Raw genomic sequence first — 25,115 nt, 5'->3', positions numbered from 1 at the left:
AAGGCTTCTCCCCCCTCCTTTTCTTTTTAAAATGACCAGTATCAAACTGTTATAGAACACGAAAAAGAGCAAATGGTCATCACCATTCGTGCACATACATTGTTGAAAACAAATAATATAGTAGAAAAACGTCTTTTCGACAAATTACACAGTCTGTGGATAAACAATTCAACAACCTGTGTAATATCTTTCCACAGCTTATCCACAGATTGTGGATAACGCAAATAGGTCAGATAAGTAATTAAGAGTTAAAACACAAATATAATATCAAAATAAACGAGATGGTGCAATGGGTGTCACAAACTTATCCACACATTTTACATCCTGTTGAAAAATAATTATCCACATCGGTTATTTGTGTGAAAAAAATGTCGATAATGGATGTGGATAGTCTAAATATGCCGGAAAAATATCCACACCCTTGTTTTGGAGTCCTTTTAGGAGGAAAAAAAGAATAAAATCTTGGAAACTGAAAAAGAAGGTTTCTTCGTTTGATAAATTATGTTATGCTTATAAGGTTGATAATAAGAGTTTTATCATTGATATTGACAATCGATGTGTTACACAAATATAATGAGTTAGACTGTCTTAAACAGCTATTCCTCAGGGAGGTGTCATAAATGAAAAGAACGTTTCAACCAAATAACCGTAAGCGTAGTAAAGTTCATGGCTTCCGCAGCCGTATGAGTTCTAAAAACGGACGTCTAGTTATAAAGCGACGCCGCAGCAAAGGTAGAAAAAAATTATCAGCTTAGGCCACTGAATAATGTCAGTGGTCTTTTTTACATAAAATCGTAATTGAACTGTCAGTTTTTATCGGAGTGGAAGAAAACATGAAGAAGCGAAACAGGCTAAAAAAAAATGAAGAGTTTCAAAAAGTGTTCAAAAAAGGTCAATCAATGGCGAACCGCCAATTCGTTATTTACCAGCTGGACCAACCAAATCAAGATGAACTGCGTTTAGGATTGTCTGTCAGTAAGAAGATTGGTAATGCAGTGATGAGAAATCGAATTAAACGACTGATCCGCCAGGTGTTTTTAGAGGAAGGTCATAAGTTAAAGCAAGAAAAAGACTACATTGTCATTGCAAGAAAACCAGCAAGTGAATTGACCTTTGAAGAAACAAAAAAGTCTCTCCAACATTTATTTAGAAAATCCGCTGTTTATCAACAACAATCGAAAAAGTCTTCGTAATAGAAACTTTCGTTGAATCAATTTTTAAAAGCGCTTCCTTCATCTAGTGAACTAAAATGAAACCACCACTTTGTAATGAAAAAATGTTACCATACTGATTAGGTGAGTCACTTTCGTAATCAATTCCAACTTAAATAAAGTTTGAAGTAATGGGAGGAATCTTGTTGAAAAGGCGATTATTACTAATATTTAGCTTGATTGGCGCATTGGTTCTATTGGCAGGATGTACACAAATTAATGAACCAATCACATCAGATAGTAAGGGATTTTGGAACTCTTATATTGTTTACCCGCTATCTCAATTAATCACGTACATGGCAAATTTGACTGGTGAAAACTACGGGGTTGCGATCATTATTGTGACACTGTTAATCCGCTTGCTCATTTTACCATTAATGATTAAGCAGTTAAGAAGTACAAAAGCAATGCAAGCATTGCAGCCTGAAATTAAAAAGCTTCGTGAAAAATATAGCTCTAAAGATCAAAAAACTCAGCAGCAGCTTCAGCAGGAAACAATGGCCCTTTTCCAAAAAAATGGCGTCAACCCATTGGCTGGCTGTTTCCCGATTTTAATTCAGATGCCAATCCTAATTGGTTTTTATCATGCAATTATGAGAACAGCAGAAATTAAAAAGCATACATTCTTATGGTTTGACTTAGGCAGTCCAGATCCATTGTTCCTATTACCGATCATTGCGGGGGTAGCTACTTTCATTCAGCAAAAGCTGATGATGGCTGGAAATCCGTCGGACAACCCTCAAATGGCGATCATGCTATGGGTTATGCCGATTATGATCATTGTATTTGCTATTAGTTTCCCAGCAGCACTTTCATTGTACTGGGTTGTAGGTAACATTTTCATGATCATCCAAACATTAGTGATTAAAACTCCTCAAGTAAAATTAGATACAAAAGAAAAAGCTGGCGGGAATAAAAAATGAAGGAAATAACTGCTGTCGGTCGCACAATCGAAGAAGCAGTAGATTCCGGACTTAAACAAATTCAGCTTCTAAAAGAAGAAGTAGATATCACAATTTTGGATGAAGGAAATAAAGGGTTCTTAGGATTATTTGGTAAAAGACAAGCTGTAGTCAAGCTGATAGAAAAGAGAAATGCTCTTAAATTAGCTACACAGTATTTAGATAATATTGTTAAATCCATTGATCCTAAAGCGAAGATTGTTTCCAAACAGGAGCCGAAAAAGATTTCTTTTCACATTGATGGAGATAAAACATCATTAATGATTGGAAAAAGAGGTCAAACTTTGTACTCTTTAGAAACCTTGGTACAGTTAGTGTTTAATCGCTATTCTGATCAGTATCATCATATTACCATTGATATTGGAGATTATAGGAAGAAGCGACAAGAAGCACTTGAACAATATGCCGTCAAGACAGCAAACAAAGTTTTAAAAACGAAGAGAAAGGTTCATTTAGAACCAATGCCTTCGAACGAACGAAAAGTAATTCATGATACGATCGCTGCTTTTTCTAAAGAACTAGCAACGGCATCGGAAGATACAGGCAGCAAGCGTCATGTTGTGGTGCTGTATAAAAAATAACAGAAAGGCTAGAATTCAGCAAAGCTGGATTTTAGTCTTTTTTTATTGAAAAATTGTGTTTCTATAGAAGATTCATCCTTTATTTCTAAAAAGTTAGAGTGTAAGTTGAGTGGAAAATGCCATTTTTACAAGTAAACAAAGGCATCGGGGCGTTTAAATTTATCGGGTTTCGGTGTAAGATGTGAAGATAAGTTTAGAACGTCGTTATTCACATGTGGATAAGTTAAGTGTTAAAATAGATAGGATGCAAAGCTGTGGATAATTGTATAGAGGATACTTTCACTTCGCTTTCATTTATGGTATCTTTAAATTTTGGATTAAGCGTTTTTGATATAGAGATGGACAACGTCCATTTAATAGATAAAAGACTGTCTATTAAAGTAGAGAAAGAGGTGATTGAGCGATGGATACAATTGCAGCTATTTCGACACCGATGGGTGAAGGAGCAATTGCGATTATTCGTTTAAGTGGGCCTGAAGCGGTGCAGATCGCTGATAGGATGTATAAAGGGCCTAAGGAGAAAAAACTTGTATCAGTGGATTCTCATACCATTCATTATGGTCATATCGTGGATGCAAGGACTGATCAAGTAATAGAAGAGGTCATGGTGTCAGTACTTCGAGCGCCAAAAACATTTACGAGAGAAGACGTTATTGAGATTAACTGCCATGGCGGAATTGTAACGGTCAATAAAGTATTGCAGCTTGCTTTAAGAGAAGGAGCAAGATTAGCGGAGCCAGGTGAGTTCACAAAGCGTGCTTTCTTAAATGGAAGAATAGATCTATCGCAAGCGGAGGCTGTCATGGACTTGATTCGGGCAAAGACGGATCGAGCGATGAATGTAGCAATCACTCAAATGGAGGGACGTCTCTCCGGTTTGGTTCAGCGACTGCGCGGCGAGATCCTAGAAACACTGGCGCATATTGAAGTCAATATTGACTACCCTGAGTATGACGATGTTGAAGAAATGACACATCGCGTCTTAGTGGAAAAAGCGACATCCGTCAAAAAAGAAATTGAATCGTTGCTCTCGACTTCCCAGCAGGGGAAAATCCTTCGAGAGGGCTTATCCACTGTAATTATAGGAAGGCCGAATGTTGGTAAGTCTTCCTTGCTGAATAGTCTTGTACAGGAAACAAAGGCCATTGTCACAGATATTCCTGGAACTACGAGAGACGTTATTGAGGAATATGTGAATGTAAGAGGCGTACCTCTCCGTCTAGTCGATACTGCGGGTATACGTGAGACAGAGGACATTGTTGAGCGTATAGGGGTTGAACGATCTAGACAGGTCTTAAAAGAAGCTGACCTGATTTTACTTGTGCTCAATTATAGCGAAGAATTATCAGAAGAAGATATTAAGCTTTTTGAGGCTGTCTCAGGTATGGATATCATCGTGATTGTGAATAAGACAGATCTTGAGCCTAAGCTTGATGTAGAAAAGGTCAAGCAGTTAGCAAAGGATCGTCCGGTGGTCACTACATCATTATTACAAGAAAAGGGCATTGATGAGCTTGAAATGGCGATTCAATCACTGTTCTTCACTGGATCAATTGAAAGTGGAGATTTAACGTATGTAAGTAATACAAGGCATATTGCTCTTCTTCAGGCAGCAAAACAATCAATTGAAGATGCTCTTGAAGGAATTGAAATGGACGTACCAATCGACATTGTTCAAATAGATTTAACACGCTGCTGGGAACAGCTCGGTGAAATTATAGGAGATGCTGTTCATGAAAGCTTGATTGATCAGTTATTCTCTCAATTCTGTTTAGGAAAGTAAAGGGAGGAACATAAGAAATGGGTTATGAAGCTGGCAATTATGACGTCATCGTCGTGGGTGCCGGTCATGCTGGGGTTGAGGCTGCTCTTGCTTCTGCAAGACAGGGCGCTAAAACACTTGTATTGACTATCAACCTCGATATGGTTGCTTTTATGCCATGTAATCCGTCCGTAGGTGGTCCTGCAAAAGGGATTGTCGTTAGAGAAATTGATGCACTGGGCGGAGAAATGGCACGAAATATAGATAAGACGCATATTCAAATGCGCATGCTGAATACGGGGAAAGGACCTGCTGTTCGTGCTTTAAGAGCGCAAGCAGACAAGTTCCAATATCAGCATGAAATGAAAAAAACAATGGAAAATGAACCGAACCTGACAATGCTTCAAGGTATGGTGGATCATTTAATTGTAGAAGATGATGAATGTAAAGGTGTCGTTACACAAACAGGGGCAAACTATCGTGCGAAGTCTGTTGTATTAACGACTGGGACTTTCTTAAAAGGTCGTATTATTTTAGGGGATCTATCGTATTCAAGTGGTCCTAATAACCAGCAACCATCCATCAAATTATCGGATCACTTAGCAGAGTTAGGATTCGATTTGGTTCGCTTTAAAACAGGAACACCTCCTCGAGTGAATAGTCACTCGATTGACTATAGTAAAACAGAAATTCAACCAGGTGATGATGTTCCGCGGGCGTTCTCCTATGAAACGGTTGAATATATCACAGATCAACTGCCATGCTGGTTAACTTATACGAGTTTAGAAACACATCAAATTATTGATGAGAATCTTCACCGTTCTCCAATGTATTCAGGTATGATTAAAGGAACTGGTCCTAGATACTGCCCTTCCATTGAAGATAAAGTGGTTCGTTTCAATGACAAACCAAGACATCAAATTTTCTTAGAGCCAGAAGGTCGTAATACGCAGGAAGTGTATGTTCAAGGATTATCTACAAGTCTTCCAGAGGATGTACAGCAGCGCATGCTTTCTACCATCCCAGGGCTTGAAAATGTACAAATGATGAGAGCGGGTTATGCCATTGAGTATGATGCAATTGTGCCTACTCAGTTGTGGCCTACACTCGAGACGAAGAAAATTTCTGGTTTATATACAGCTGGCCAAATTAATGGTACGTCTGGCTATGAGGAAGCAGCAGGTCAAGGAATTATGGCAGGTATTAATGCAGGAAGAAAAGCATTGGGTAAAGAAGAAGTCATTTTAAGCCGATCTGATGCATATATCGGTGTTCTCATTGATGATCTTGTCACAAAGGGAACAAATGAACCTTACCGTCTTTTAACATCCCGTGCAGAGTATCGTTTGCTTCTTCGTCATGACAATGCGGATTTAAGATTAACTGAACTTGGCTATCATATTGGATTAATTTCTCAAGAAAGATTCCAGGCATACCAGCAGAAAAAAGAAGCCATTGAAGCAGAGAAAAAACGTTTATATTCTGTCATCATTAAACCCACAGCAGAGACACAAGAATTTCTTCGTTCACTTGGTGGAAGTGAGCTGAAGGACGGTATTCGTGCAAGTGATTTGATGAAGCGTCCAGAAATGAACTATGAATCTGTTGTGACGTTAGCTCCTGCTGAAACACCGCTTCCTTCTGATGTGTGTGAGCAGGTAGAGATTCAAATTAAATACGAAGGTTATATCGAAAAGTCACTCCAACAAGTTGAAAAGCTGAAAAAGATGGAGAACAAAAAGATTCCTGATCGTATTGATTATGATGCCATCAAAGGAATTGCAACTGAAGCGAAACAAAAGCTGAAAGAAGTCCGACCGCTTTCTGTTGCACAGGCTTCTCGTATTTCAGGCGTTAACCCTGCTGATATTTCTATCCTTTTAGTATATTTAGAGCAGGGACGTATTGCGAAGATAGCAGAATAGAAAGGATGTCGGCATGAACATTGGACAATTTACAGCAGCACTAGAGGAGAAAGGGATGACTCTTTCTCCTGTGCAGCTTGAACAATTTGAAACTTACTTCCGCATGCTTGTAGAATGGAACGAGAAAATGAATTTGACGTCCATTACTGAAAAGGAAGAAGTGTATTTAAAGCATTTTTATGATTCAATTTCAGCATCATTTTTCATTGATTTTCACAAAGTAACGACGATTTGCGATATAGGAGCTGGTGCTGGTTTCCCAAGCATTCCTCTTAAAATTTGCTTCCCTCATCTACATGTGACCATTGTTGATTCTCTTCAGAAACGAATTACGTTTCTCAATGAGTTAGCAAAAGGGTTAAACTTACAAGATACTACTTTTTATCATGATCGTGCGGAGACGTTTGGACAACGTAAGGAAAAGCGTGAAAGCTATGATCTTGTCACTGCTAGAGCAGTTGCGCGTTTATCTGTATTGAGCGAACTATGTCTGCCCCTTGTAAAAAAGGAAGGGTTGTTTGTGGCATTAAAAGCATCTGCTGCTGATGAAGAAATGCAAGCAGGGAAGAAAGCCGTTACTGTCCTCGGAGGAGAGGTTGTTGAAAAGCATTCCTTTGTTCTTCCTTTAGAAGAAAGCGAACGGAACATCATTGTCATCGAAAAGAAAAAGCAAACACCAAAAAAATATCCTAGAAAACCAGGAACACCTAATAAATCACCAATAGAAGGTTGATCATGTAAAAGGTCGGTTTTTCTTCAATATTTAAGATTTTACAGAAGGAAAAAACATGAGAAAATAGAATTATAAAAAGGTAGTTTTTAAAGGTGGTGTAGGTTCATGAAGCATTCACTCTCACGCTTCTTCGGGCTTGGTGACAAAGAACATCCTGAGCGTGAAACCGAAATAGAGGCAGAGATTGCTGAGCATGATACATTAAAGGAAGAGATACAGGAGCTCCCGGTCGACACAATTATGCCAAACCGTTTTCAGCCACGCACCATTTTTTCAGAAGAAAAGATACATGAGCTGGCCACGACGATTCATACCCATGGCATTATCCAACCTATTGTTGTCAGACCAACAGAAGAAGAAGGAAAATATGAACTGATCGCCGGCGAAAGACGTTGGAGAGCGGTACAGACTCTTCACTGGGAGAAAATCCCCGCTATTATAAAAGATTTTACTGATACGGAAACGGCATCTGTGGCATTGATTGAAAATTTGCAAAGAGAAGAGCTGTCTGCTATTGAAGAGGCTCATGCCTATGCACGTCTTTTAGAGCTTCATGATTTAACACAGGAAGCGCTTGCTCAGCGTTTAGGTAAGGGACAATCAACTGTTGCAAACAAATTAAGACTTTTAAAGTTGCCTGAAGAGGTACAACAGGCCATCCTAGAGAAAAAAATCTCTGAAAGGCATGCACGTTCACTTGTACCCCTAAAGCTTCCAGAATTACAAATCGCGCTATTGCAGGAAATCATCGAAAAGCAGCTGAATGTAAAACAGACTGAAGAGCGTGTAGTGAAAATGCTTGAACAAAAAACAGATCGCAAACCGAAGCCAAAACGTAAGGCGTTTAGTCGTGATACACGAATTGCGATGAATACCATTCGCCAGTCTCTCCATATGGTAGAAGACAGCGGGCTTAAAATAAATACCGAGGAAGAAGAATTTGAGGAATATATCCAATTAACGATTCGAATTCCTAAATAGAGAAAAGCTGATGAGATCCACTCGTCAGCTTTTTTTATTGGTTCTACTTTATATTTAATTATTATTCACAAATTGGTAAAATATTATTTTTATAGAGGAAAGGAGGTGACATGACTCGATGAAAATGAAAAAGATAAATTTTGTTATTATTTGTTATTTACTATTTTCTTTTTTTCTTTTTACAAATGAAACAACCATATTTGCTGTGAATTCGCCAACGGTTCCTGCACAAGAAAGTCCGTTGACCAAAAAAGAACTGAACGTCCTGAAGAAACAAGGTGTTGTTTCGAAGGAGATCACTTTAGATCAATTAAATCATGAGCATGAGTCTCAGGGCGACACAATTGATCTGATTTCAGCTGGAGATCATTTGAAGGATTATGGCTTACAACAAAACAAGCAGGATGAGTTTGTGACGGATGATAAGCCGCACACCATCAAACGCCTTTTAGGAAAGCCGTATCCTGGTACCGATATTTCGTCTAAAAAAGGGGATATATTGGTGACAAAGACTGATGCTTTGAAGGGAATCGTTGGACATGCAGGTATCGTCATTAATGAGAAGAGCTTTGCTTCTATTCCAGGGTTTCGACAGCATCCTCAGCTTGATTCCATTCTTAACTGGTTTCGCTATAATGCCAATACAAAGGTCATTCGTATTAATCAAGAGGAAACAGCAGACCTGGCAGGGGAATGGGCGCGCGATTATGTGAAAGCTCATCCAAAGGCTCGATACTCCATCACCATGTCTATTCAATCACTGGACCCGACTTATTCTTCAAAGATTGTGTGGCAGGCCTATGCCAAAACAGGCGATGCTGTAGGACATGCGACATTTACCATTAAGACCCCCTATGGATTCTTAAAAAAGAGAAGCTATAAAACGGTGACCCCTAAGATTATTGTGAATGAAGGCCGTACAATTGGTGGATTACATTTTTGACAAGTGCCCCTCACTTTTGATGGAAGTGAGGGTTTTTTATGATATCTTTTTCTTCAAAAAGATATATTGATATATTTTTTACTACGTTTAAGTTCGTCTTTTCATGTACGAAAATAGACATTTGCTGACGAATATATAATGGAGAAACAAAAAAAGCAAACGTTTCATACTTTTTTTGATAGAATAGGAAGTATGAATGAATGAGAAACTTGTTAAGTTGAAAGTGGGTGACATCGTGGGAAAAATCATAGCGATTACCAACCAGAAGGGCGGCGTCGGGAAGACGACAACTTCTGTTAATTTGAGTGCGTGTTTAGCATACATAGGTAAACGAGTGTTGTTAGTTGATATTGATCCGCAGGGCAATGCCACGAGTGGTATTGGGATTGAGAAGGCCGACGTAGAGAAGTGCGTGTACGATATTTTAGTTGATGATGCAGATGTTCTTGATGTGATTAAGACGACAGAGGTCGAAAATCTTGATGTCATTCCTGCGACGATACAGCTTGCAGGGGCTGAAATAGAGCTTGTGCCTACGATTTCACGTGAAGTGAGATTGAAGAGAGCACTTGAATCTGTTAAGCAAAATTATGATTATATGATTATTGACTGCCCGCCATCACTTGGATTACTGACGATTAATGCGTTAACAGCATCCGATTCCGTTTTAATCCCAGTACAGTGCGAATATTATGCGCTTGAAGGATTGAGCCAATTGTTAAACACCGTTCGTCTCGTGCAAAAACATTTAAATACGGATCTCGCCATTGAAGGTGTCTTGCTGACAATGCTTGATGCACGAACAAATCTTGGGATTCAAGTCATCGAAGAAGTGAAGAAATACTTTAGAGATAAAGTCTATCAGACCGTGATTCCGCGAAATGTAAGACTGAGTGAAGCGCCTAGTCATGGGAAACCGATTATCTTGTATGATCCACGTTCAAGAGGTGCAGATGTCTATTTAGACTTAGCAAAGGAAGTGGATGCGAATGGCTAAAGGTCTTGGAAAGGGTATTAATGCACTATTTAACACTGTAGACTCAAATGAAGAAACGGTTGAAGAAATCAAAATAAAGGATTTGCGTCCAAACCCGTATCAGCCAAGGAAAACGTTTGATGAAGATGCATTGTCTGATCTCAAAGAATCCATTCAGCAGCACGGTGTTTTACAGCCGATCATTGTCCGTAAATCGATTAAAGGATATGACATTGTAGCAGGAGAACGTCGTTTCCGTGCAGCACAACAAGCTGGTCTGACAACGATTCCTGCGATCGTCAGAGAATTTTCAGAAACGCTCATGAGAGAGATTGCCCTTTTAGAAAATCTGCAACGCGAGGATTTATCTCCATTAGAAGAAGCGGAAGCCTATGCTTCCTTACTAGATCACCTAAGTGTGACGCAAGAGGAATTAGCGAAGCGATTAGGGAAGAGCAGACCGCATATTGCGAACCATCTCCGTCTTTTGACTTTACCGGATGAAGTACAAAAGCTGATTGCAGATGGAAAGTTATCGATGGGTCATGGAAGAACCTTGCTTAGCTTGAAAAACAAAAATAAGCTGGCGCCATTGGTAAAGAAAATTGTGGACGAGGGGTTAAACGTACGTCAGGTTGAGAAACTTGTTCAGCAATTAAACGAAAATGTTCCACGTGAAACAAAGAAAAAAGAAGCACCAAAGGATCGAGTGTTGAAAGAAAGAGAGTCTTTCTTGCAAAACTACTTTGGCACTTCAGTGTCGATCAAGAAACAGAAGAAAAAAGGAAAAATAGAGATTGAATTTCTCTCGAACGAAGATTTAGAAAGAATCCTCGAATTGCTTTCTACGAGAGAATCATCAGAGTGACCATCTTGATACGAGATGGTCTTTTTTATATTCTCCCAGTGATATTTTGAATAGGAGCGAAGAGAGAACGGCTTTTTTCTCTTGTCCAATCCATTTGATCAATATGAGATAGACTTTCAGAAAGTGTATTGGCCATAGACATGACAAGATGAAGGCGTGTGTTTTGGAGAACGAAGTATTCCATAAAGCCGCTCACATTGACGATCCCATTAATATGAATATCTCCTACCTCTGGCAGCTCCTTTTGTACACCCGCTCCAGGCTTTAACGGTCCATCTCCAATTTGGAAGGAGCCTACACTTTTCACTCTTCCTAAGCAGGCATCAATCGCTACAATAAACGGATGTTTATGAGCTTGTTCAATTTCAGCGAGCTTTTCTTTTAAATTGACCGCATGAACTGGGTCAGAGAGCGTGCCATATACATGAAGCTTTTTCAAATCAAGGCCTGAAAGCTTTGTACCAACAAGTGGACCTAGAGAGTCGCCAGTTGAGCGGTCTGTTCCAATACAAACGATGGCAACGGGTCTTTTTCCTGCTTTCTGAAGATGCGAGAATAAAATACTTTTAAGCTGTTGAATGGCGTTTGTATCCGTATGGGACACGTATTCTTTCACCCTATTTCTAAAAAAAAGACCGTTCTTGCTATTCATAGGTCTCACTTCCTTGTCATAGTAGTTAGTAACAGTATACGGAAACAAGCTTAATTCTATACCTATGAGGTGATGATTGTGTGGAAGGCTGGTTCAAGGTGGACGCTTTTAATTTTAGGAAGCTTAATAGGAGCGGGGTATGCTTCCGGCCAAGAAATTTGGCAGTTTTTTGGCATTGATAGTGGACTAGCCATTCTACTGTTTACATTGATGTTTATGCTGTCTACCTATGTGGTGTTAAAAATCAGTTATGAGGTACGTGCCGATCACTTTGTGCCAGTGCTAGAGCGGCTTGTCGGCCCGTGGCTGGCTAAAGTGTATGATGTTTTAATTGTCCTTTATTTATTCACGACAACGACAGTCATGATTGCCGGTGGCGGGGTGACACTCGAGATGTATCATGTGCCATTTTGGGTGGGCATCGGTGCATTTTGTCTATTTTCATTTATGATTTTTTTCTGGGATGTGAAAGGGCTCTTATCTGTGAATGCTTTCATTATACCAATTTTGGTGGCGGGGCTCATCTATGCGTTTGTTTTTTATTATATGAACCATGATCATATGTGGCGGATTGATTTTGGGCAGCAGTACAATTGGCCTGCCAGCATTGTCTTTGCTTCTTTGAATATATTATCTGTAGTCGCAGTGCTGTCTTCGGTTGGAAAAGAAATGAAGGGCCTTGGCGAGGCCAAAGTGGCGAGTATATTAAGCGGTCTGATTTTTGGGATCATCTCGTACGTGTATAACGAAATATTGGTTGATATTTCTGGGAGCCTATCAGCAGAAGGCATTCCTTTGTTTACAGTATTAGAAGGAGCACCAACATCATTGTTTGTGTTTATGACCGTTGTCCTTTGTCTAGCTATTTATACGACGACAGCGGCAGGTTTATTTGGTTTATCCAGCCGGATGCTTTCTTTTGTACCATTGCCTCGCTGGCTGGTTGTGCTCGTGATGCTTCTGTTGATGGCGCCTTTAACATCTCTTGGGTTTGCCGATTTGATTGCTTTCTTGTATCCGATATACAGCTTGCTGAATCTTTATTTGCTTGTCTGTTTAATGCTATATCCGATTTTAAGTAAAAAGATATTTTCTCGCCCTGAAAATTATATTGATAAAATAAAATAAGCACCTCTCTTTGTCAGAGCTGTGCTTATTTTATACGAATAGAATCAATGGCGTCTTTGATATCATCATAGACTGGCATTTGCTTGAGACGCTGAAGGCGTTCCTCTAATTCTGAAATGGCTTGTCCTTTTAAATGCTGGGAGATGTGTTGTTTGACAATGGTCGTCTGGTTGATCATGTCTTCGGTTTTAGACAATTGATACTCCAAGTGTACGCGAGTGTTTGCTAATTCGTCATGCAGTCGCATTTTGAGCAGCCGTTTTAGATCCTTTCGCTGTCCTTCTCTTCGTATGGCTTGAATTGCTGCTATTTCTTCTGGGGACTGCGTTTGTGTTTGTGGTGCCGATTGATTTTCAAATACAGACATGGAGCGGCGGGCACTCACATTTTGCAAGAAACGCTGGGCGTCACTAGGAGGTTTATTTTGATTGATCATGCGGTGACTCCTTTCTTAATGAATACCCATTTGCATCGCAAGGCGTCTATCTGCCTTGGCGTAATCATCACCCATTGTGTACATATGTCTTGAAAGGGAAGAAAGTTCTTGTTCGTAATCTCTCAAGGTGTACAGGGCATTCAGTTGTTTTTCATGTGAATAAAAGGAGGAATGATGTTGTTCCATCCTCACTTCTTCTACCAGTGCTTCCACATCACTTGGACTTAATAAATCATAGTGGCCAAAGCCGACGAGTCCTTTGAGCTCTTGTTTTACATGCTGGACGGCGTCTTTTACACTTTCATCGATCCCATCGATTTTATCAAATATAGTGTGTACTTCATGTTCAATCACACTTTGGAGATCGTAGGATGAATTTTTCAGTAAATGGGATTTTATGATAATTTCTAGACCGCTTTGTGCATATGCACGTCCAGAATGGATTTCTTGCAACAGCATGGCTGTAAAACTTGTATTATGATCAAGCTGTTCATCTAAAATACGGGCAGATCCATCTTTGTGGAATGAATACCCATTTCCTTTTAAACTTCCAGAAATAAGAGCTAAAAAAGCATTTGTATCAAAGGATTCGTTCCATTCTATATTCATAGACGCAAAAGCTGATTTTAAAAAGGTGTCAATTTCTCTTTGTTTATATTTAACGGATTCTTGGACGGCGCCTTGCTGCTGTGGCGGCACGGTGTACTTAACTTGACCAACTCCATGATCATGGCGATTGAGTAAACCTACATAATGACTAGGTTGAATATATTCAGTCAAGATCCGTGTATATTGACCTTGCTGCGTTTTCTGCTGAATCGAAGGCGCCAGACTGCTCCATATATTTGGGCTATCAAAGGTGACGGCTTTTTTGACAGCTGGCTGTTCTGTCGCAACATAAGCACAAACAGCACCGGCAAGGGCTTGTCCAGTGAGATAGATACCTGCATTGGGATGCTTCTGGCTGACTTGCTCTATGTATTCCTTCCCTTTAAAAAAGACATGATCTTGATTGCTATCAAGGGACTTCCTTTCAATGGGATAGGCATAATCCGTTTTGAGCAATGACTGTGCCGCAGTGTGTACATCTTGTGGCGAGGTCACCGGCATTTGCTTTGGCATCGGACAGTGAAAAGCGACGATGAACTCGTCTGATTGTTCCGGCTGCATCGTTAATCCATATAATTGATGATCGACCTTGAGAAAATCATGGACAGTGAGCGTTTGCTGACCTATTTCTATCGTATGGTGCTGCTGGTAATTGTCTATGTTTCCAGCATGATCGGATATGATTTTATATTCTTTATCAGTTAATCTATCCTTTCGATTGACCATCGTACCTGCTCCCTCACATAACATTTATGCAGATATCATAAATCAAAAAATATGGAAAAACCACAGCGTTCTACCAATAAAAACCTTTCGACCTACAGTGTTTGTGACAATATTGAAAAAAAGCGGAGTTTAAGTAACTATTGGTCACAAATAAAATGATCTAAAAGAAGGGTTTTTTCTATAAAAAAGAATAGAAGAAAGAGGGTCTTTGCTTTGTGCATTGCTCTTCATCGCCGTTTTTTTGTACAATAGATTCAATGAAGTGAGCAAGAGAGGTGAAAGCTGATGGCAGACAAAGTGTTTGGGTTACATGACGTCGTTGAAATGAAGAAACCCCATCCATGTGGTGTCAATCGGTGGAAAGTAATTCGGTTGGGCATGGATATTCGCATTAAATGTGAAGGCTGCGGGCATAGCGTCATGATCCCAAGAAGAGACTTTGAACGAAAAATGAAGAAAATTCTCGTCAAGCATGAGGAGCCAACTGCTTAAGTAGGCCTCATGCTTTTTTGATGAAATTTGTCTTTTGTATAGAAGAATTAGATGCAAATTTCCGTTTTAAAGGATTGATTTATTCTTTTTGGCAATGTTTCTTCTATTGATAATGCATAACGGTTAGCTTGTCTTTTCATGTAAACCTACTTATAATTGCTCTAGGTTCATATTACGCAGTATAACGAGCACGTTTGATATAGAGGAGATGAAAGAATGGCTTTAACAGCTGGTATTGTTGGCTTACCTAACGTCGGGAAGTCAACGCTATTTAATGCAATTACACAGGCTGGAGCGGAGTCTGCTAACTATCCGTTTTGTACCATTGATCCAAACGTCGGAATTGTAGAAGTTCCAGACGAGCGTTTGCAAAAACTAACAGAATTGGTGCAGCCGAAAAAGACAGTTCCGACTGCTTTTGAATTCACTGATATTGCCGGTATTGTCAAAGGGGCTTCAAAAGGTGAAGGTTTAGGGAATAAATTCCTTTCTCACATTCGTCAAGTAGATGCGATCTGTCACGTGGTGAGAGCTTTTGCAGATGATAACATCACACACGTATCAGGTAAGGTTGACCCTGTGTCAGATATCGAAACCATTAATTTAGAGTTGATTTTGGCTGATTTAGAAACAGTTGAAAAACGTTTGGCTCGTGTGAGTAAGCTTGCAAAACAAAAGGATAAGGAAGCGGTAGCTGAATTTGATATTTTGTCGAAGCTAATGAACGCATTTGAAGCTGGGAAATCGGCAAGATCTGTAGAATTTACAGATGAGCAGCAGAAGCTTGTGAAACAGCTTCATTTACTCACATCTAAACCAGTTCTTTATGTAGCAAATGTGAGTGAGGATGAAGTAGCAGATCATGACGGCAACGAATATGTGCAGCAAATCCGTGAGTTTGCTTCTGGTGAAAATGCTGAAGTCATCGTCGTATGTGCGAAGATCGAGTCTGAAATTGCAGAGCTTGAAGGAGAAGAGAAGCAAATGTTCCTTGAAGAGCTTGGCATCAAAGAGTCAGGTCTAGATCAGCTGATTCAAGCATCTTATTCACTTCTTGGTTTAGCTACTTATTTCACAGCAGGTGAGCAGGAAGTACGCGCTTGGACGTTTAAAAAGGGAATGAAGGCACCGGAATGTGCTGGAATCATTCATACGGACTTTGAACGTGGGTTTATTCGTGCTGAAACGGTTGCATATGAAGATTTACTTGCTGGTGGAAGCATGTCTGCTGCAAAAGAGGCTGGAAAAGTCCGTCTAGAAGGTAAAGAATATGTAGTGAAAGATGGAGACGTCATTCATTTCCGTTTTAATGTATAGGTTCTTGTCATAGGCCAAGTAATTTGTTATAATATACAATTGTGAGTAATATAATTTATTGCTCCTTGCCCGTTTAGGGCCGCTTAGACCAAAAGGAGGTGCAATCAGATGAGAAAGTACGAAGTTATGTACATCATCCGCCCAACAGTTGACGATGAGGCTAAAAAAGCAGTTATCGAGCGTTTCAATAACGTGTTAACTTCAAACGGTGCGGAGATCACTGGAACAAAGGATTGGGGTAAACGTCGTCTTTCATACGAAATCAACGATTTCCGTGAAGGCTTCTACCAAATCGTAAACGTTCAATCTGACGCTGCAGCAGTTCAAGAATTTGACCGCTTAGCTAAGATCAGTGACGATATCATTCGCCACATTGTTGTTAAAGAAGAAGTATAAATCATTGAAATATATATTTAAAGGTGGTCTTTCAATATGCTAAACCGTGTTGTATTGGTCGGAAGACTAACAAAAGACCCTGAGCTTCGCTACACGCCTAATGGTGCGGCTGTAGCCACGTTTACTCTAGCTGTGAATCGTACGTTTACGAATCAATCTGGAGAGCGTGAAGCCGATTTCATTAACTGTGTTACTTGGAGAAGACAAGCCGAGAACGTGGCTAATTTCTTGAAAAAAGGAAGTCTTGCCGGTGTAGACGGTCGTTTGCAGACAAGAAACTATGAAAATCAGCAAGGACAGCGTGTCTTCGTGACAGAAGTTCAAGCTGAAAGTGTTCAATTTCTTGAGCCTAAGAGCGGCAGTGCTGGTTCAGGTGGATACAGCGGCGGTGGCAATAGCGGAGGCCAGTATTATGGCGGTAGCCAAAACGATCAGAATCCATTTGGAAATGAACCAAATCAAAATCCATATGGCAATCAAAGCAACCAACAAAATCGTAATCAGGGAAATAGCTTCAATGATGACCCATTTGCGAATGATGGTAAACCGATTGACATCTCCGATGATGATTTGCCATTCTAATTGATTTGAAAAATTGACTAAAGGAAAGGTGTGAAAACAAATGGCAGGTGGACGCAGAGGCGGTCGTGCGAAACGTCGTAAGGTATGTTTCTTTACTTCTAACGGTATCACGCACATCGATTACAAAGATGTTGATCTTCTTAGAAAGTTTGTTTCTGAGCGTGGTAAAATTTTACCTCGTCGTGTAACAGGAACTAGCGCTAAGTATCAACGTAAATTGACATTAGCGATTAAAAAATCACGTCAAATGGCATTACTTCCATACGTTACTGGTGAGTAAGTCGTTGACTTAAAAGCGGAGAGCCTCGAGCTCTTCGCTTTTTTTTGTCTCACGAAGAATCTCATCCGATTTGGCTAGAGCTGTTTTTGGCGGGCACCTTAGGGGAAGTATGTAAAAGAGAGTAAAAGTGACAGTTTGTTCTATACAAATACGGGGTTGATCTGTCATATTGGTAGTCTAGAAAATAATTGCAGTCAGGGCGTGGGAAGATGATTGAATTTAAGAAGGTATCGATGCAATTTTCTGATGAGCGCTATGCCGTTCAATCGGTTGATTTAGAGATTCAGAAAGGTGAGTTTTTTGTTTTCATTGGACCTAGTGGAAGCGGGAAAACGACAACATTGAAAATGATCAATCGTCTCATTTCTTCAACAGAAGGTGAGATTTACATAAAGGGTCAAAAAATAAACGATTATGATATGTATGAACTGCGCTGGGATATTGGGTATGTTCTGCAGCAAATTGCTCTTTTTCCTCATATGACCATTGAAGAAAATATCGCTGTGGTGCCAGAGCTCAAACAATGGAGTCGGAACGAGATTAAAAAGCGAGTGGATGAATTGATGCAGATGGTTGGGCTTGACCCTGCTATGTATCGACATCGAAAGCCATCAGAGCTATCTGGTGGACAGCAGCAGCGTATCGGTGTTGCACGTGCACTTGCAGCTGATCCGGAGATTGTTCTCATGGATGAACCATTTAGTGCGTTAGATCCACTAACGAGGGAGAAATTGCAGGATGATCTGCTTGATTTGCAGCGCCGTATTCAAAAGACCATTGTCTTCGTGACACATGATATGCAGGAGGCGATGAGGCTTGGTGATCGAATTTGTATCATGAAGGAAGGGAAAGTGGTGCAGATTGGTCGTCCAGAGGAATTGGTTCAACACCAAGTGAATGCTTTTGTTCGGGAGTTTGTCTCAGGGGCTGCTCGCCATGCGTTACATCAATCGTTTGAGCTAGAGGACATGGCTAGACCAATGGCTCACGAGGCTCTTTTAGGCTATGAAGCGATCACAGCACATGCCACGCTGGATGAGGTCTTATCCCAATTGGCAAAGCATGAGGAATTGGCTGTGGAAAAGGATGGGGAGCGAATTGGACTAGTGAATCGTCAAGCGGTGATTCAGTTTTTAGCTGATTCTCCTAGAGAGAGGGGCGAGTCACATGAATGATTGGATCAATGTGTTATTGGATCGAAAAGAACAATTGGGACACGCCTTACTTGAGCATATTCAAATTTCGTTTATTGCTTTATTTTTAGCCATTTTGATTGCCATTCCCTTAGGTATCTATTTAACGAGAGTGCCAAAGCTTGCAGAATGGGTGATTGGGGTGACGGCGGTCTTGCAAACAATCCCGTCGCTTGCGCTGCTTGGCTTGCTGATTCCTCTTGTTGGAATTGGGCAAGTTCCTGCGATTATTGCGCTTGTCGTTTATGCCCTACTCCCTATTTTAAGAAATACATATACAGGCATTCAGGAGGTCGACCCTTCCCTGAGAGAAGCGGCGCTTGCCATGGGAATGAATCACCGTAAACGGTTATTAAAGGTGGAACTGCCTCTGGCCATGCCAGTCATCATGGCAGGTATCCGAACCGGGATGGTTCTCATTGTGGGAACTGCCACTCTTGCCGCACTGATCGGAGCTGGGGGATTAGGAAGTCTAATTTTGCTGGGAATTGACCGAAATGATATGTCACTCATTGTCATTGGCGCTATACCAGCAGCCTTACTCGCACTCTTATTTGATGTGGTGCTGCGCACGTTTGAGAAAATCTCTTTTAAAAAGACTGTGATTTCTGTGACGGTTTTTGCTGTGTTCGCAGGAGCTATTGTTGCGGGCCCATTACTGTTTCAACAAGAAAAGAAGGAAATCACCATCGGTGGAAAGCTAGGATCGGAGCCTGAAATTCTGATCTCGATGTATAAGCTTTTAATTGAACAGGATACGGATATTCAAGTCAATCTTAAGCCTGGTCTTGGCAAGACGTCTTTTGTTTTTCAAGCTTTACGGTCTGGTGATATTGACATTTATCCTGAGTTTACGGGCACTGCGATTTCTGAGTTCCTCAAACAAACAGCGAAAAGCACAGATAAAGAAAAAGTGTATGAGCAAGCGCGGCGCGGTTTGGAATCATCTTTTAAGCTCCGCCTTCTTGAGCCGATGGCTTACAATAATTCGTATGCTTTAGCCGTGCCTCAGTCGCTGGCTGATCAATATGATGTATCCAATATTTCAGATCTAGGCAAGATCAAGAATCACATAAAAGCCGGATTCACCTTAGAGTTTTCTGATCGCCAAGATGGGTATCGAGGCATTCAAAAGACCTATCAACTTTCCTTTGATGATGTGGTGACGATGGAACCGAAGCTTCGGTATCGAGCGATTCAAAAAGGAGATATCAATTTAGTCGATGCGTATTCGACAGACAGTGAATTGAGGCAATACAAATTAAAGGTGCTTGATGATGATCAGCATGTTTTCCCGCCATATCAAGGAGCACCGCTGCTAAGGCAGGAGACATTAACGGAGTACCCTGAGATTGAAACCTCTCTCAATAAGCTCGGTGGTCAAATCACAGACGATGAGATGAGAGAAATGAATTATGAAGTGAATGTAAAAGGTAAGGATGCATTTCAGGTAGCGAAAGCCTATTTAAAAAAGAAAAAATTACTGCAATAATCAAGGAAGAGCAGGTCTGTTATGCAAAAGCAGACCTGCTTTTTTCAAAGGAAAAACAAAAATCGTTGACTTTTATTTAAAAACATCATATCCTTAATTCGAGATAAATATATTTTTTTGATTTAATATCTCGAATTCGAGATAATATAAAGACGTCAGTAAAGACATAATGAATAGAGGCTTGTTACTTCATGATTAGGAGGTCATTAGAAGTGAAGAAAACAGAAGGAATTCACCATATCACAGCAATTGTAGGGCATCCTCAGGAGAACGTTGATTTTTATGCAGGTGTTTTAGGACTTCGTCTCGTGAAGAAGACCGTGAATTTTGATGATCCAGGTACTTACCATTTATATTTTGGAAATGAAGGAGGATCTCCGGGAACGATTATCACGTTTTTCCCTTGGCCAGGTGCTCAAAAGGGACAAATTGGCGCAGGTCAAGTGGGCGTGACGACATATGTTGTACCACCAGGCGCTTTCTCTTTCTGGAAGGAACGTCTTGAGCAGTTTGATATTTCTTATGAAATGGTTGAACGTTTTGATGAAGCCTTTCTCTCATTTGAAGATCCACACGGCTTGTTGATTGAGCTTGTAGAGCGTGCGGAAGGGAAACAAAATGAGTGGACATTTAACGGAGTCACACCAGATGTTGCGATAAAAGGGTTTGGGGGAGCGGTTTTATTAACATCACAGCCAGAGCAAACGATGCAGCTGCTCGAACAAACAATGGGTTTTGAACGAGTTGGAGCAGAAGAGGACTATGTGAGATTCCGTTCGTTTGGTGAGATAGGCAATGTCATTGATGTGAACAAGACACCTGTTGCACGAGGACGTATGGGTGTTGGAGTGGTGCATCATATTGCATGGAGAGCGACAGATGATCAGGATCAGTTAGATTGGCAAAGACATATTGCGCAAAGCGGGTATCAAGTGACACCTGTGCAAGATCGAAATTACTTCAATGCCATTTATTTTAGAGAGCTTGGCGGCATATTATTTGAAATTGCGACTGATCCTCCAGGGTTTGCACACGATGAATCAGTGGAAACTATGGGTGAAGCATTGAAACTGCCACCGCAATATGAAGCGCAGCGCAGTCAGATTGAACAAATTGTGTTGCCAATAGAAGTGAGAGAATTGAAAGGGAAAGGAGATGCATGATGAAACATCTTTTTCGAAAAGGAAAGAATGAACAAAGACCTGTTTTGTTATTACTGCATGGTACTGGCGGGACGGAAGAAGATTTATTGCCGCTTGCCGATTTAGTAGATGCTGACGCTTCTGTTCTTAGTGTGAGAGGAAATGTGTTGGAAAACGGTATGCCGCGCTTTTTCAGACGTTTAGCAGAGGGTGTTTTCGATGAGCAGGATTTAATTGAGCGGACAGAGGAACTTTATACATTTATCGGAGAAGCAGCAGATGAATATGGGTTCGATCGTCACAATGTCGTCGCTCTCGGATATTCCAATGGGGCGAACATTGCTGGAAGTCTTTTATTCCATTACGAGGATGCGTTAAAAGGAGCTTTCCTGCATCATCCAATGGTTCCAAGACGCGGAGTTTCATTGCCTTCATTGGCGGGGAAACAAGTCTTTATCGCAGCTGGTAAAAATGACCCAATGTGCCGCCCAGAGGAATCACAAGAGCTCGAGCAATTGCTGCAAGGCGCAGGCGCTTCGGTCACACTACATTGGGAAGACCGCGGACATCAGCTAACGAGAGAAGAAGTCGATGCTGCGGCATTATGGTATCGTCGTCAATTTTAATGAAGGTAGGGAATATAGATGGGATTTTTACAGAAGCTTTTTGGGCAAACCAAACAAAAGGAGATGGAACAAATGGAAAACGTAAAATTAGCAGTTATTTATTATAGTTCAACAGGTACAAACTATCAGATGGCAAAATGGGCAGAGGCTGGAGCGAAAGAAGCTGGAGCTGAAGTGAAAGTATTAAAGGTTGCTGAATTGGCACCAGAAGCAGTTGTGGCATCAAATCCAGCATGGAAAGCACATTTAGACGAAACAAAGGATGTCCCAGAGGTTCAATTAAGTGATTTAGAGTGGGCAGATGCCATCATCTTTAGCATGCCAACACGTTTTGGTAACCTACCGGCTCAAATGAAGCAATTCTTAGACACAACTGGCGGCTTATGGTTCCAAGGGAAATTGGCAAACAAAGCAGTGAGTGCGATGACTTCTGCACAAAACCCAAATGGCGGACAGGAGCAGACCATTCTCAGTCTTTACACAACGATGTTCCACTGGGGAGCGATTATTGCCGCTCCTGGATACACAGATGACTCGTTATACGGTGCAGGGGGCAACCCTTACGGCGTGAGTGTCACTGTTGACCAAAACGGAAAGATCCAAGAGGATGCCGAAGCTGCTGCAAAACATCAAGCAAAACGTACAATCAATGTAGCAGAATGGATCAAAAAGGGTCAAAACGCTTAATCGATGAATACAAAAAGAATGCAGCCTAGGCGCTGCATTCTTTTTTATTTAATAAGGATCTGATGGTGTGCTGTTGTTAATCGCTTCGTCTACAGCTTGTGCGGCGCCTGTAGACCCTATAGGTCCGCTTGGCTGTTCTTGTTTGAAGGCTTTTAAGCCATCAGCGACACGCTTTCCGTAATCAGGGTCTGCCTTTGTAAAGTTTTCGATCATTTGCTCTTGTATGTCCTTTTGACAGGTCGCAAGGGTGTTGACTAAGTTCTTAATCAATTCCTCACGTTCCCAATCATTGAAGCGGCGATATGTTTCTCCGGCTTGTCCGAAGTTGTTCGGGCGGTCAATGGTTTCCCGTTTGACGTCACCCTCTACAAAAGGCGTATGATCCTTTCCATCCTGCTTGGCTTCTTTTAATCCGCCGAGGATCGATGGTTCATAATTCACATGAGGATTTTGCCCTTTGCCTTGATCGACCTGGTATTCCATTTGCCCATCTCTTTGATTCGTGGCGACATGCTTTTTCGGTGCATTGATCGGCAGCTGTAAATAGTTCGGTCCCACACGATATCGCTGCGTATCAGAGTAAGAGAAGGTGCGCCCTTGAAGCAATTTATCATCTGAGAAATCCAAACCGTCTACGAGAACGCCAGTCCCAAAAGCGACCTGCTCAACTTCTGCGAAATAATTTTCTGGATTTTTGTTTAACACCATTCGTCCGATCGGTTTCCATGGATAGTCATCCTTGTACCAAAGCTTTGTTGGATCAAGCGGATCAAAATCGAGGTGAGGGTGGGCATCATCTTCCATGATCTGCGCATAGACCTCCCATTCAGGATGATCTCCTTGCTCAATAGCTTCATATAAATCCTGTGTGGCATGATTAAAGTTTTCACCTTGTATCGCTTGAGCCTGTTCTTGTGTCAGGTTGCGAATGCCTTGCTTCGGTTCAAAGTGATATTTGACCAGCACTGCTTTTCCTTCATGGTTCACCCATTTGTACGCATGGACACCTGAGCCTTGCATGTGGCGATAGGTTGCTGGGATACCCCATGGTGAAAAGAGAAATGTCACCATATGTGTCGCTTCTGGAGATTGCGAGACGAAGTCAAAAATACGCTCGCCGTCCTGTCGATTGGTGACAGGATCAGGCTTAAAGGCATGAACCAAATCTGGAAACTTCAAAGCATCTCGGATAAAGAAAATTTTCAGGTTGTTTCCAACGAGGTCCCAGTTGCCTTCTTCTGTATAAAATTTAATCGCAAACCCTCTCGGATCGCGCAATGTTTCTGGCGAATGACCGCCGTGAATGACAGCAGAAAAACGAACGAAAACAGGAGTCTTTTTTCCTTTTTCCTGAAATAACTTCGCCCTTGTATAAGTGGAAATGGGCTCGTCACCGAATGTGCCATAGGCTTCAAAATAACCGTGAGCTCCTGCACCGCGCGCATGGACGACACGTTCAGGAATACGTTCGCGATCAAAATGACTGATTTTTTCTAGGAAATCGTAATTTTCAAGCGTAGTTGGGCCTCTATTTCCAACGGTTCTCATATTTTGATTGTCTGTTACGGGGTGACCTTGCCGATTTGTTAAAGTGTCTTCTGACTCTGAAGATGGCTTAGGGTGTTGATCTTCTTTCAATTCGAATCCCTCCTTCAATATCTCCCTAACAATATGGTCATCTTTCTCCCTATTTCATACAAGGATTGATATAATGATTGAAAACTTTCACGAGGAGCGAACCTGATGATTCGATTACACTGCCTTCATGCCCATCCGTCTAATCAGTCCTATATAGAGGACGTGTTTGGTGATACAGATATTGAGTTGCATCACACGGTCGATTCATCATTTATAGAACGTGCCACAAAAGATCCCGATTTTAATCCTCACAAGCAGCAAACCTATGCCATCAACAAATTGATGAAAGAAGATGAAGCCGACATCATTCTGCTCACGTGCACACAATATATTGCCGCTTTGGGTGATCAGCAGCATCTCTTTAAGCAACCGATTGTTCCGATTGATGAACCGTTATTTGAACTGATTTGTCAGAAAAAGAGGGCCTCTTCAACTTGTGTTTTCAAACCCGAATACAGTGGAAGGGACTATGGAGCGGCTTGAATCATATGCAAAAGAGCACGGCAAACAGATTGATGCAGAGGTTATGGTGATGGAGGATGTCTTTCACCTTTGCCTAAACGGTGACATGCATGCTTATGAGGAGCAAATTAAAAAGCAGCTCAGAAGATGTATGAAAAAAAGTGGAGACATTTGCGTGATGCAGCTATCGATGGTTCATGCGGCACAGCAGATGGAAGAGGAGACAGGCGTTCCGATCATTCATCCGCTTTCTCCACTTAAACAGTTTGTCCATCAAACAATATCCGCTTTGAAAGAGTGAACCTTCTGGTTCGC

The 25,115-nt window shown here is 41.1% G+C and carries 28 protein-coding genes; 24 read left to right on the top strand and 4 right to left on the bottom strand.

Annotated elements, in window-relative coordinates:
- The first annotated feature begins 620 nt into the window (after positions 1–620).
- The 11 genes from rpmH (at position 621) to MKY18_RS18870 (ending at position 10,942) form a co-directional block, all read left to right on the top strand.
- Positions 621–755, top strand: a complete 135-nt coding sequence (gene rpmH, locus MKY18_RS18920; protein ID WP_081277122.1) for a 50S ribosomal protein L34 — start codon at positions 621–623, stop codon at positions 753–755.
- 78 nt (positions 756–833) lie between these two features.
- Complete coding sequence (rnpA, locus tag MKY18_RS18915) at positions 834–1,193, top strand: ribonuclease P protein component (RefSeq protein WP_106067531.1); 360 nt, start codon at positions 834–836, stop codon at positions 1,191–1,193.
- A 158-nt stretch (positions 1,194–1,351) separates the two neighbouring features.
- Positions 1,352–2,134: a YidC family membrane integrase SpoIIIJ gene (spoIIIJ, locus tag MKY18_RS18910; protein ID WP_088002962.1), complete on the top strand. Its 783-nt coding sequence runs from the start codon at positions 1,352–1,354 to the stop codon at positions 2,132–2,134.
- Entirely contained in the window at positions 2,131–2,754 is a 624-nt protein-coding gene (jag, locus tag MKY18_RS18905; RefSeq protein WP_106067530.1) for an RNA-binding cell elongation regulator Jag/EloR, read from the top strand. Before spoIIIJ ends, jag begins: the two co-directional genes overlap by 4 nt.
- A 403-nt stretch (positions 2,755–3,157) precedes the next feature.
- On the top strand, positions 3,158–4,537 hold the full coding sequence (mnmE, locus tag MKY18_RS18900) for a tRNA uridine-5-carboxymethylaminomethyl(34) synthesis GTPase MnmE (protein ID WP_044139031.1): 1,380 nt from the start codon (positions 3,158–3,160) through the stop codon (positions 4,535–4,537).
- Between the two features lie 17 nt (positions 4,538–4,554).
- Positions 4,555–6,441, top strand: coding sequence for a tRNA uridine-5-carboxymethylaminomethyl(34) synthesis enzyme MnmG (gene mnmG, locus MKY18_RS18895; protein WP_106065860.1), 1,887 nt, complete (start codon positions 4,555–4,557; stop codon positions 6,439–6,441).
- A gap of 13 nt (positions 6,442–6,454) precedes the next feature.
- Positions 6,455–7,174 carry a 16S rRNA (guanine(527)-N(7))-methyltransferase RsmG gene (gene rsmG, locus MKY18_RS18890; RefSeq protein WP_126741556.1) on the top strand — a complete coding sequence of 240 codons (720 nt, stop codon included), beginning with the start codon at positions 6,455–6,457 and terminating at the stop codon, positions 7,172–7,174.
- Between the two features lie 105 nt (positions 7,175–7,279).
- Positions 7,280–8,155: a nucleoid occlusion protein gene (gene noc / locus MKY18_RS18885; protein ID WP_003214896.1), complete on the top strand. Its 876-nt coding sequence runs from the start codon at positions 7,280–7,282 to the stop codon at positions 8,153–8,155.
- Positions 8,156–8,273: 118 nt separating this feature from the next.
- Entirely contained in the window at positions 8,274–9,098 is an 825-nt protein-coding gene (locus MKY18_RS18880) for an orthopoxovirus pf05708 family protein (RefSeq protein ID WP_342497654.1), read from the top strand.
- A 235-nt stretch (positions 9,099–9,333) separates the two neighbouring features.
- A complete protein-coding gene (gene soj / locus MKY18_RS18875) occupies positions 9,334–10,095 on the top strand; it encodes a sporulation initiation inhibitor protein Soj (RefSeq protein ID WP_034620351.1) in 762 nt (253 codons plus the stop codon).
- On the top strand, positions 10,088–10,942 hold the full coding sequence (locus MKY18_RS18870; protein WP_003214953.1) for a ParB/RepB/Spo0J family partition protein: 855 nt from the start codon (positions 10,088–10,090) through the stop codon (positions 10,940–10,942). The genes soj and MKY18_RS18870 overlap by 8 nt, the downstream gene beginning before the upstream one ends.
- 25 nt (positions 10,943–10,967) lie before the next feature.
- On the opposite strand, the gene yyaC is transcribed toward MKY18_RS18870, so the two are convergent.
- Positions 10,968–11,594 (bottom strand): spore protease YyaC, encoded by a 627-nt coding sequence (gene yyaC, locus MKY18_RS18865; protein ID WP_003215235.1) that lies wholly within the window; start codon positions 11,592–11,594, stop codon positions 10,968–10,970.
- 72 nt (positions 11,595–11,666) lie between these two features.
- Here yyaC and MKY18_RS18860 point away from each other — a divergent pair, with 72 nt between their 5' ends.
- Positions 11,667–12,722, top strand: a complete 1,056-nt coding sequence (locus MKY18_RS18860; RefSeq protein ID WP_113767984.1) for a hypothetical protein — start codon at positions 11,667–11,669, stop codon at positions 12,720–12,722.
- Positions 12,723–12,747: 25 nt separating this feature from the next.
- Here MKY18_RS18860 and MKY18_RS18855 read toward each other — a convergent pair whose 3' ends face one another.
- Complete coding sequence (locus tag MKY18_RS18855) at positions 12,748–13,158, bottom strand: hypothetical protein (protein WP_044139037.1); 411 nt, start codon at positions 13,156–13,158, stop codon at positions 12,748–12,750.
- 15 nt (positions 13,159–13,173) lie between these two features.
- A complete protein-coding gene (locus tag MKY18_RS18850; protein WP_265208623.1) occupies positions 13,174–14,493 on the bottom strand; it encodes a hydrolase in 1,320 nt (439 codons plus the stop codon).
- A 285-nt stretch (positions 14,494–14,778) separates the two neighbouring features.
- Between MKY18_RS18850 and MKY18_RS18845 the strand changes: the two genes are divergently transcribed.
- The 10 genes from MKY18_RS18845 to wrbA all read left to right on the top strand — a co-directional run bounded on the left by MKY18_RS18845 (position 14,779) and on the right by wrbA (position 22,700).
- Positions 14,779–14,985, top strand: a complete 207-nt coding sequence (locus MKY18_RS18845; RefSeq protein WP_342497653.1) for a DUF951 domain-containing protein — start codon at positions 14,779–14,781, stop codon at positions 14,983–14,985.
- Between the two features lie 216 nt (positions 14,986–15,201).
- Positions 15,202–16,302 carry a redox-regulated ATPase YchF gene (gene ychF / locus MKY18_RS18840; RefSeq protein ID WP_044139039.1) on the top strand — a complete coding sequence of 367 codons (1,101 nt, stop codon included), beginning with the start codon at positions 15,202–15,204 and terminating at the stop codon, positions 16,300–16,302.
- A gap of 108 nt (positions 16,303–16,410) precedes the next feature.
- Complete coding sequence (gene rpsF, locus MKY18_RS18835; RefSeq protein WP_044139040.1) at positions 16,411–16,698, top strand: 30S ribosomal protein S6; 288 nt, start codon at positions 16,411–16,413, stop codon at positions 16,696–16,698.
- 36 nt (positions 16,699–16,734) lie between these two features.
- Positions 16,735–17,280, top strand: coding sequence for a single-stranded DNA-binding protein SsbA (gene ssbA / locus MKY18_RS18830; protein ID WP_065097572.1), 546 nt, complete (start codon positions 16,735–16,737; stop codon positions 17,278–17,280).
- Positions 17,281–17,320: 40 nt separating this feature from the next.
- Positions 17,321–17,560 carry a 30S ribosomal protein S18 gene (rpsR, locus tag MKY18_RS18825; protein WP_008347556.1) on the top strand — a complete coding sequence of 80 codons (240 nt, stop codon included), beginning with the start codon at positions 17,321–17,323 and terminating at the stop codon, positions 17,558–17,560.
- Positions 17,561–17,769: 209 nt separating this feature from the next.
- Positions 17,770–18,735 (top strand): ABC transporter ATP-binding protein, encoded by a 966-nt coding sequence (locus MKY18_RS18820; RefSeq protein ID WP_342497652.1) that lies wholly within the window; start codon positions 17,770–17,772, stop codon positions 18,733–18,735.
- Complete coding sequence (locus tag MKY18_RS18815) at positions 18,728–20,245, top strand: ABC transporter permease/substrate-binding protein (RefSeq protein WP_265208624.1); 1,518 nt, start codon at positions 18,728–18,730, stop codon at positions 20,243–20,245. The genes MKY18_RS18820 and MKY18_RS18815 overlap by 8 nt, the downstream gene beginning before the upstream one ends.
- 191 nt (positions 20,246–20,436) lie before the next feature.
- Complete coding sequence (locus MKY18_RS18810; protein ID WP_221450762.1) at positions 20,437–21,408, top strand: ring-cleaving dioxygenase; 972 nt, start codon at positions 20,437–20,439, stop codon at positions 21,406–21,408.
- On the top strand, positions 21,405–22,013 hold the full coding sequence (locus tag MKY18_RS18805) for an alpha/beta hydrolase (protein WP_065097575.1): 609 nt from the start codon (positions 21,405–21,407) through the stop codon (positions 22,011–22,013). Before MKY18_RS18810 ends, MKY18_RS18805 begins: the two co-directional genes overlap by 4 nt.
- 18 nt (positions 22,014–22,031) lie before the next feature.
- Entirely contained in the window at positions 22,032–22,700 is a 669-nt protein-coding gene (gene wrbA, locus MKY18_RS18800) for an NAD(P)H:quinone oxidoreductase (protein ID WP_065097576.1), read from the top strand.
- Between the two features lie 48 nt (positions 22,701–22,748).
- Here the strand turns inward: wrbA and katX are convergent, their stop codons facing one another.
- Entirely contained in the window at positions 22,749–24,338 is a 1,590-nt protein-coding gene (katX, locus tag MKY18_RS18795) for a catalase KatX (RefSeq protein WP_065097577.1), read from the bottom strand.
- Between the two features lie 105 nt (positions 24,339–24,443).
- On the opposite strand from katX, the gene MKY18_RS18790 reads away from it, so the two are divergent.
- Together MKY18_RS18790 and MKY18_RS18785 are read left to right on the top strand one after the other, a co-directional pair.
- Positions 24,444–24,821, top strand: coding sequence for a hypothetical protein (locus tag MKY18_RS18790; protein WP_342497651.1), 378 nt, complete (start codon positions 24,444–24,446; stop codon positions 24,819–24,821).
- On the top strand, positions 24,808–25,101 hold the full coding sequence (locus tag MKY18_RS18785) for a hypothetical protein (RefSeq protein ID WP_342497650.1): 294 nt from the start codon (positions 24,808–24,810) through the stop codon (positions 25,099–25,101). Before MKY18_RS18790 ends, MKY18_RS18785 begins: the two co-directional genes overlap by 14 nt.
- Positions 25,102–25,115: the final 14 nt, after the last annotated feature.

Origin of the sequence: Bacillus sp. FSL R7-0672, assembly GCF_038601465.1 — a bacterium.
Lineage (GTDB): Bacteria > Bacillota > Bacilli > Bacillales > Bacillaceae > Bacillus > Bacillus pumilus.
The sequence above is the reverse complement of the archived record's forward strand: the minus strand, read 5'-3'. Positions and strand labels throughout refer to the sequence as shown.

What these genes read in the sequence shown, in the direction of transcription:
- rpmH (WP_081277122.1), top strand. Translation starts at nt 621, where the DNA reads ATGAAAAGAACGTTTCAACCAAATAACCGTAAGCGTAGTAAAGTTCAT.
- rnpA (WP_106067531.1), top strand. Translation starts at nt 834, where the DNA reads ATGAAGAAGCGAAACAGGCTAAAAAAAAATGAAGAGTTTCAAAAAGTG.
- jag (WP_106067530.1), top strand. Translation starts at nt 2,131, where the DNA reads ATGAAGGAAATAACTGCTGTCGGTCGCACAATCGAAGAAGCAGTAGAT.
- mnmE (WP_044139031.1), top strand. Translation starts at nt 3,158, where the DNA reads ATGGATACAATTGCAGCTATTTCGACACCGATGGGTGAAGGAGCAATT.
- mnmG (WP_106065860.1), top strand. Translation starts at nt 4,555, where the DNA reads ATGGGTTATGAAGCTGGCAATTATGACGTCATCGTCGTGGGTGCCGGT.
- rsmG (WP_126741556.1), top strand. Translation starts at nt 6,455, where the DNA reads ATGAACATTGGACAATTTACAGCAGCACTAGAGGAGAAAGGGATGACT.
- noc (WP_003214896.1), top strand. Translation starts at nt 7,280, where the DNA reads ATGAAGCATTCACTCTCACGCTTCTTCGGGCTTGGTGACAAAGAACAT.
- MKY18_RS18880 (WP_342497654.1), top strand. Translation starts at nt 8,274, where the DNA reads ATGAAAATGAAAAAGATAAATTTTGTTATTATTTGTTATTTACTATTT.
- MKY18_RS18870 (WP_003214953.1), top strand. Translation starts at nt 10,088, where the DNA reads ATGGCTAAAGGTCTTGGAAAGGGTATTAATGCACTATTTAACACTGTA.
- yyaC (WP_003215235.1), bottom strand. Translation starts at nt 11,594, where the DNA reads ATGAATAGCAAGAACGGTCTTTTTTTTAGAAATAGGGTGAAAGAATAC.
- MKY18_RS18860 (WP_113767984.1), top strand. Translation starts at nt 11,667, where the DNA reads ATGATTGTGTGGAAGGCTGGTTCAAGGTGGACGCTTTTAATTTTAGGA.
- MKY18_RS18855 (WP_044139037.1), bottom strand. Translation starts at nt 13,158, where the DNA reads ATGATCAATCAAAATAAACCTCCTAGTGACGCCCAGCGTTTCTTGCAA.
- MKY18_RS18850 (WP_265208623.1), bottom strand. Translation starts at nt 14,493, where the DNA reads ATGGTCAATCGAAAGGATAGATTAACTGATAAAGAATATAAAATCATA.
- MKY18_RS18845 (WP_342497653.1), top strand. Translation starts at nt 14,779, where the DNA reads ATGGCAGACAAAGTGTTTGGGTTACATGACGTCGTTGAAATGAAGAAA.
- ychF (WP_044139039.1), top strand. Translation starts at nt 15,202, where the DNA reads ATGGCTTTAACAGCTGGTATTGTTGGCTTACCTAACGTCGGGAAGTCA.
- rpsF (WP_044139040.1), top strand. Translation starts at nt 16,411, where the DNA reads ATGAGAAAGTACGAAGTTATGTACATCATCCGCCCAACAGTTGACGAT.
- ssbA (WP_065097572.1), top strand. Translation starts at nt 16,735, where the DNA reads ATGCTAAACCGTGTTGTATTGGTCGGAAGACTAACAAAAGACCCTGAG.
- rpsR (WP_008347556.1), top strand. Translation starts at nt 17,321, where the DNA reads ATGGCAGGTGGACGCAGAGGCGGTCGTGCGAAACGTCGTAAGGTATGT.
- MKY18_RS18820 (WP_342497652.1), top strand. Translation starts at nt 17,770, where the DNA reads ATGATTGAATTTAAGAAGGTATCGATGCAATTTTCTGATGAGCGCTAT.
- MKY18_RS18815 (WP_265208624.1), top strand. Translation starts at nt 18,728, where the DNA reads ATGAATGATTGGATCAATGTGTTATTGGATCGAAAAGAACAATTGGGA.
- MKY18_RS18810 (WP_221450762.1), top strand. Translation starts at nt 20,437, where the DNA reads ATGATTAGGAGGTCATTAGAAGTGAAGAAAACAGAAGGAATTCACCAT.
- MKY18_RS18805 (WP_065097575.1), top strand. Translation starts at nt 21,405, where the DNA reads ATGATGAAACATCTTTTTCGAAAAGGAAAGAATGAACAAAGACCTGTT.
- wrbA (WP_065097576.1), top strand. Translation starts at nt 22,032, where the DNA reads ATGGGATTTTTACAGAAGCTTTTTGGGCAAACCAAACAAAAGGAGATG.
- MKY18_RS18790 (WP_342497651.1), top strand. Translation starts at nt 24,444, where the DNA reads ATGATTCGATTACACTGCCTTCATGCCCATCCGTCTAATCAGTCCTAT.
- MKY18_RS18785 (WP_342497650.1), top strand. Translation starts at nt 24,808, where the DNA reads ATGGAGCGGCTTGAATCATATGCAAAAGAGCACGGCAAACAGATTGAT.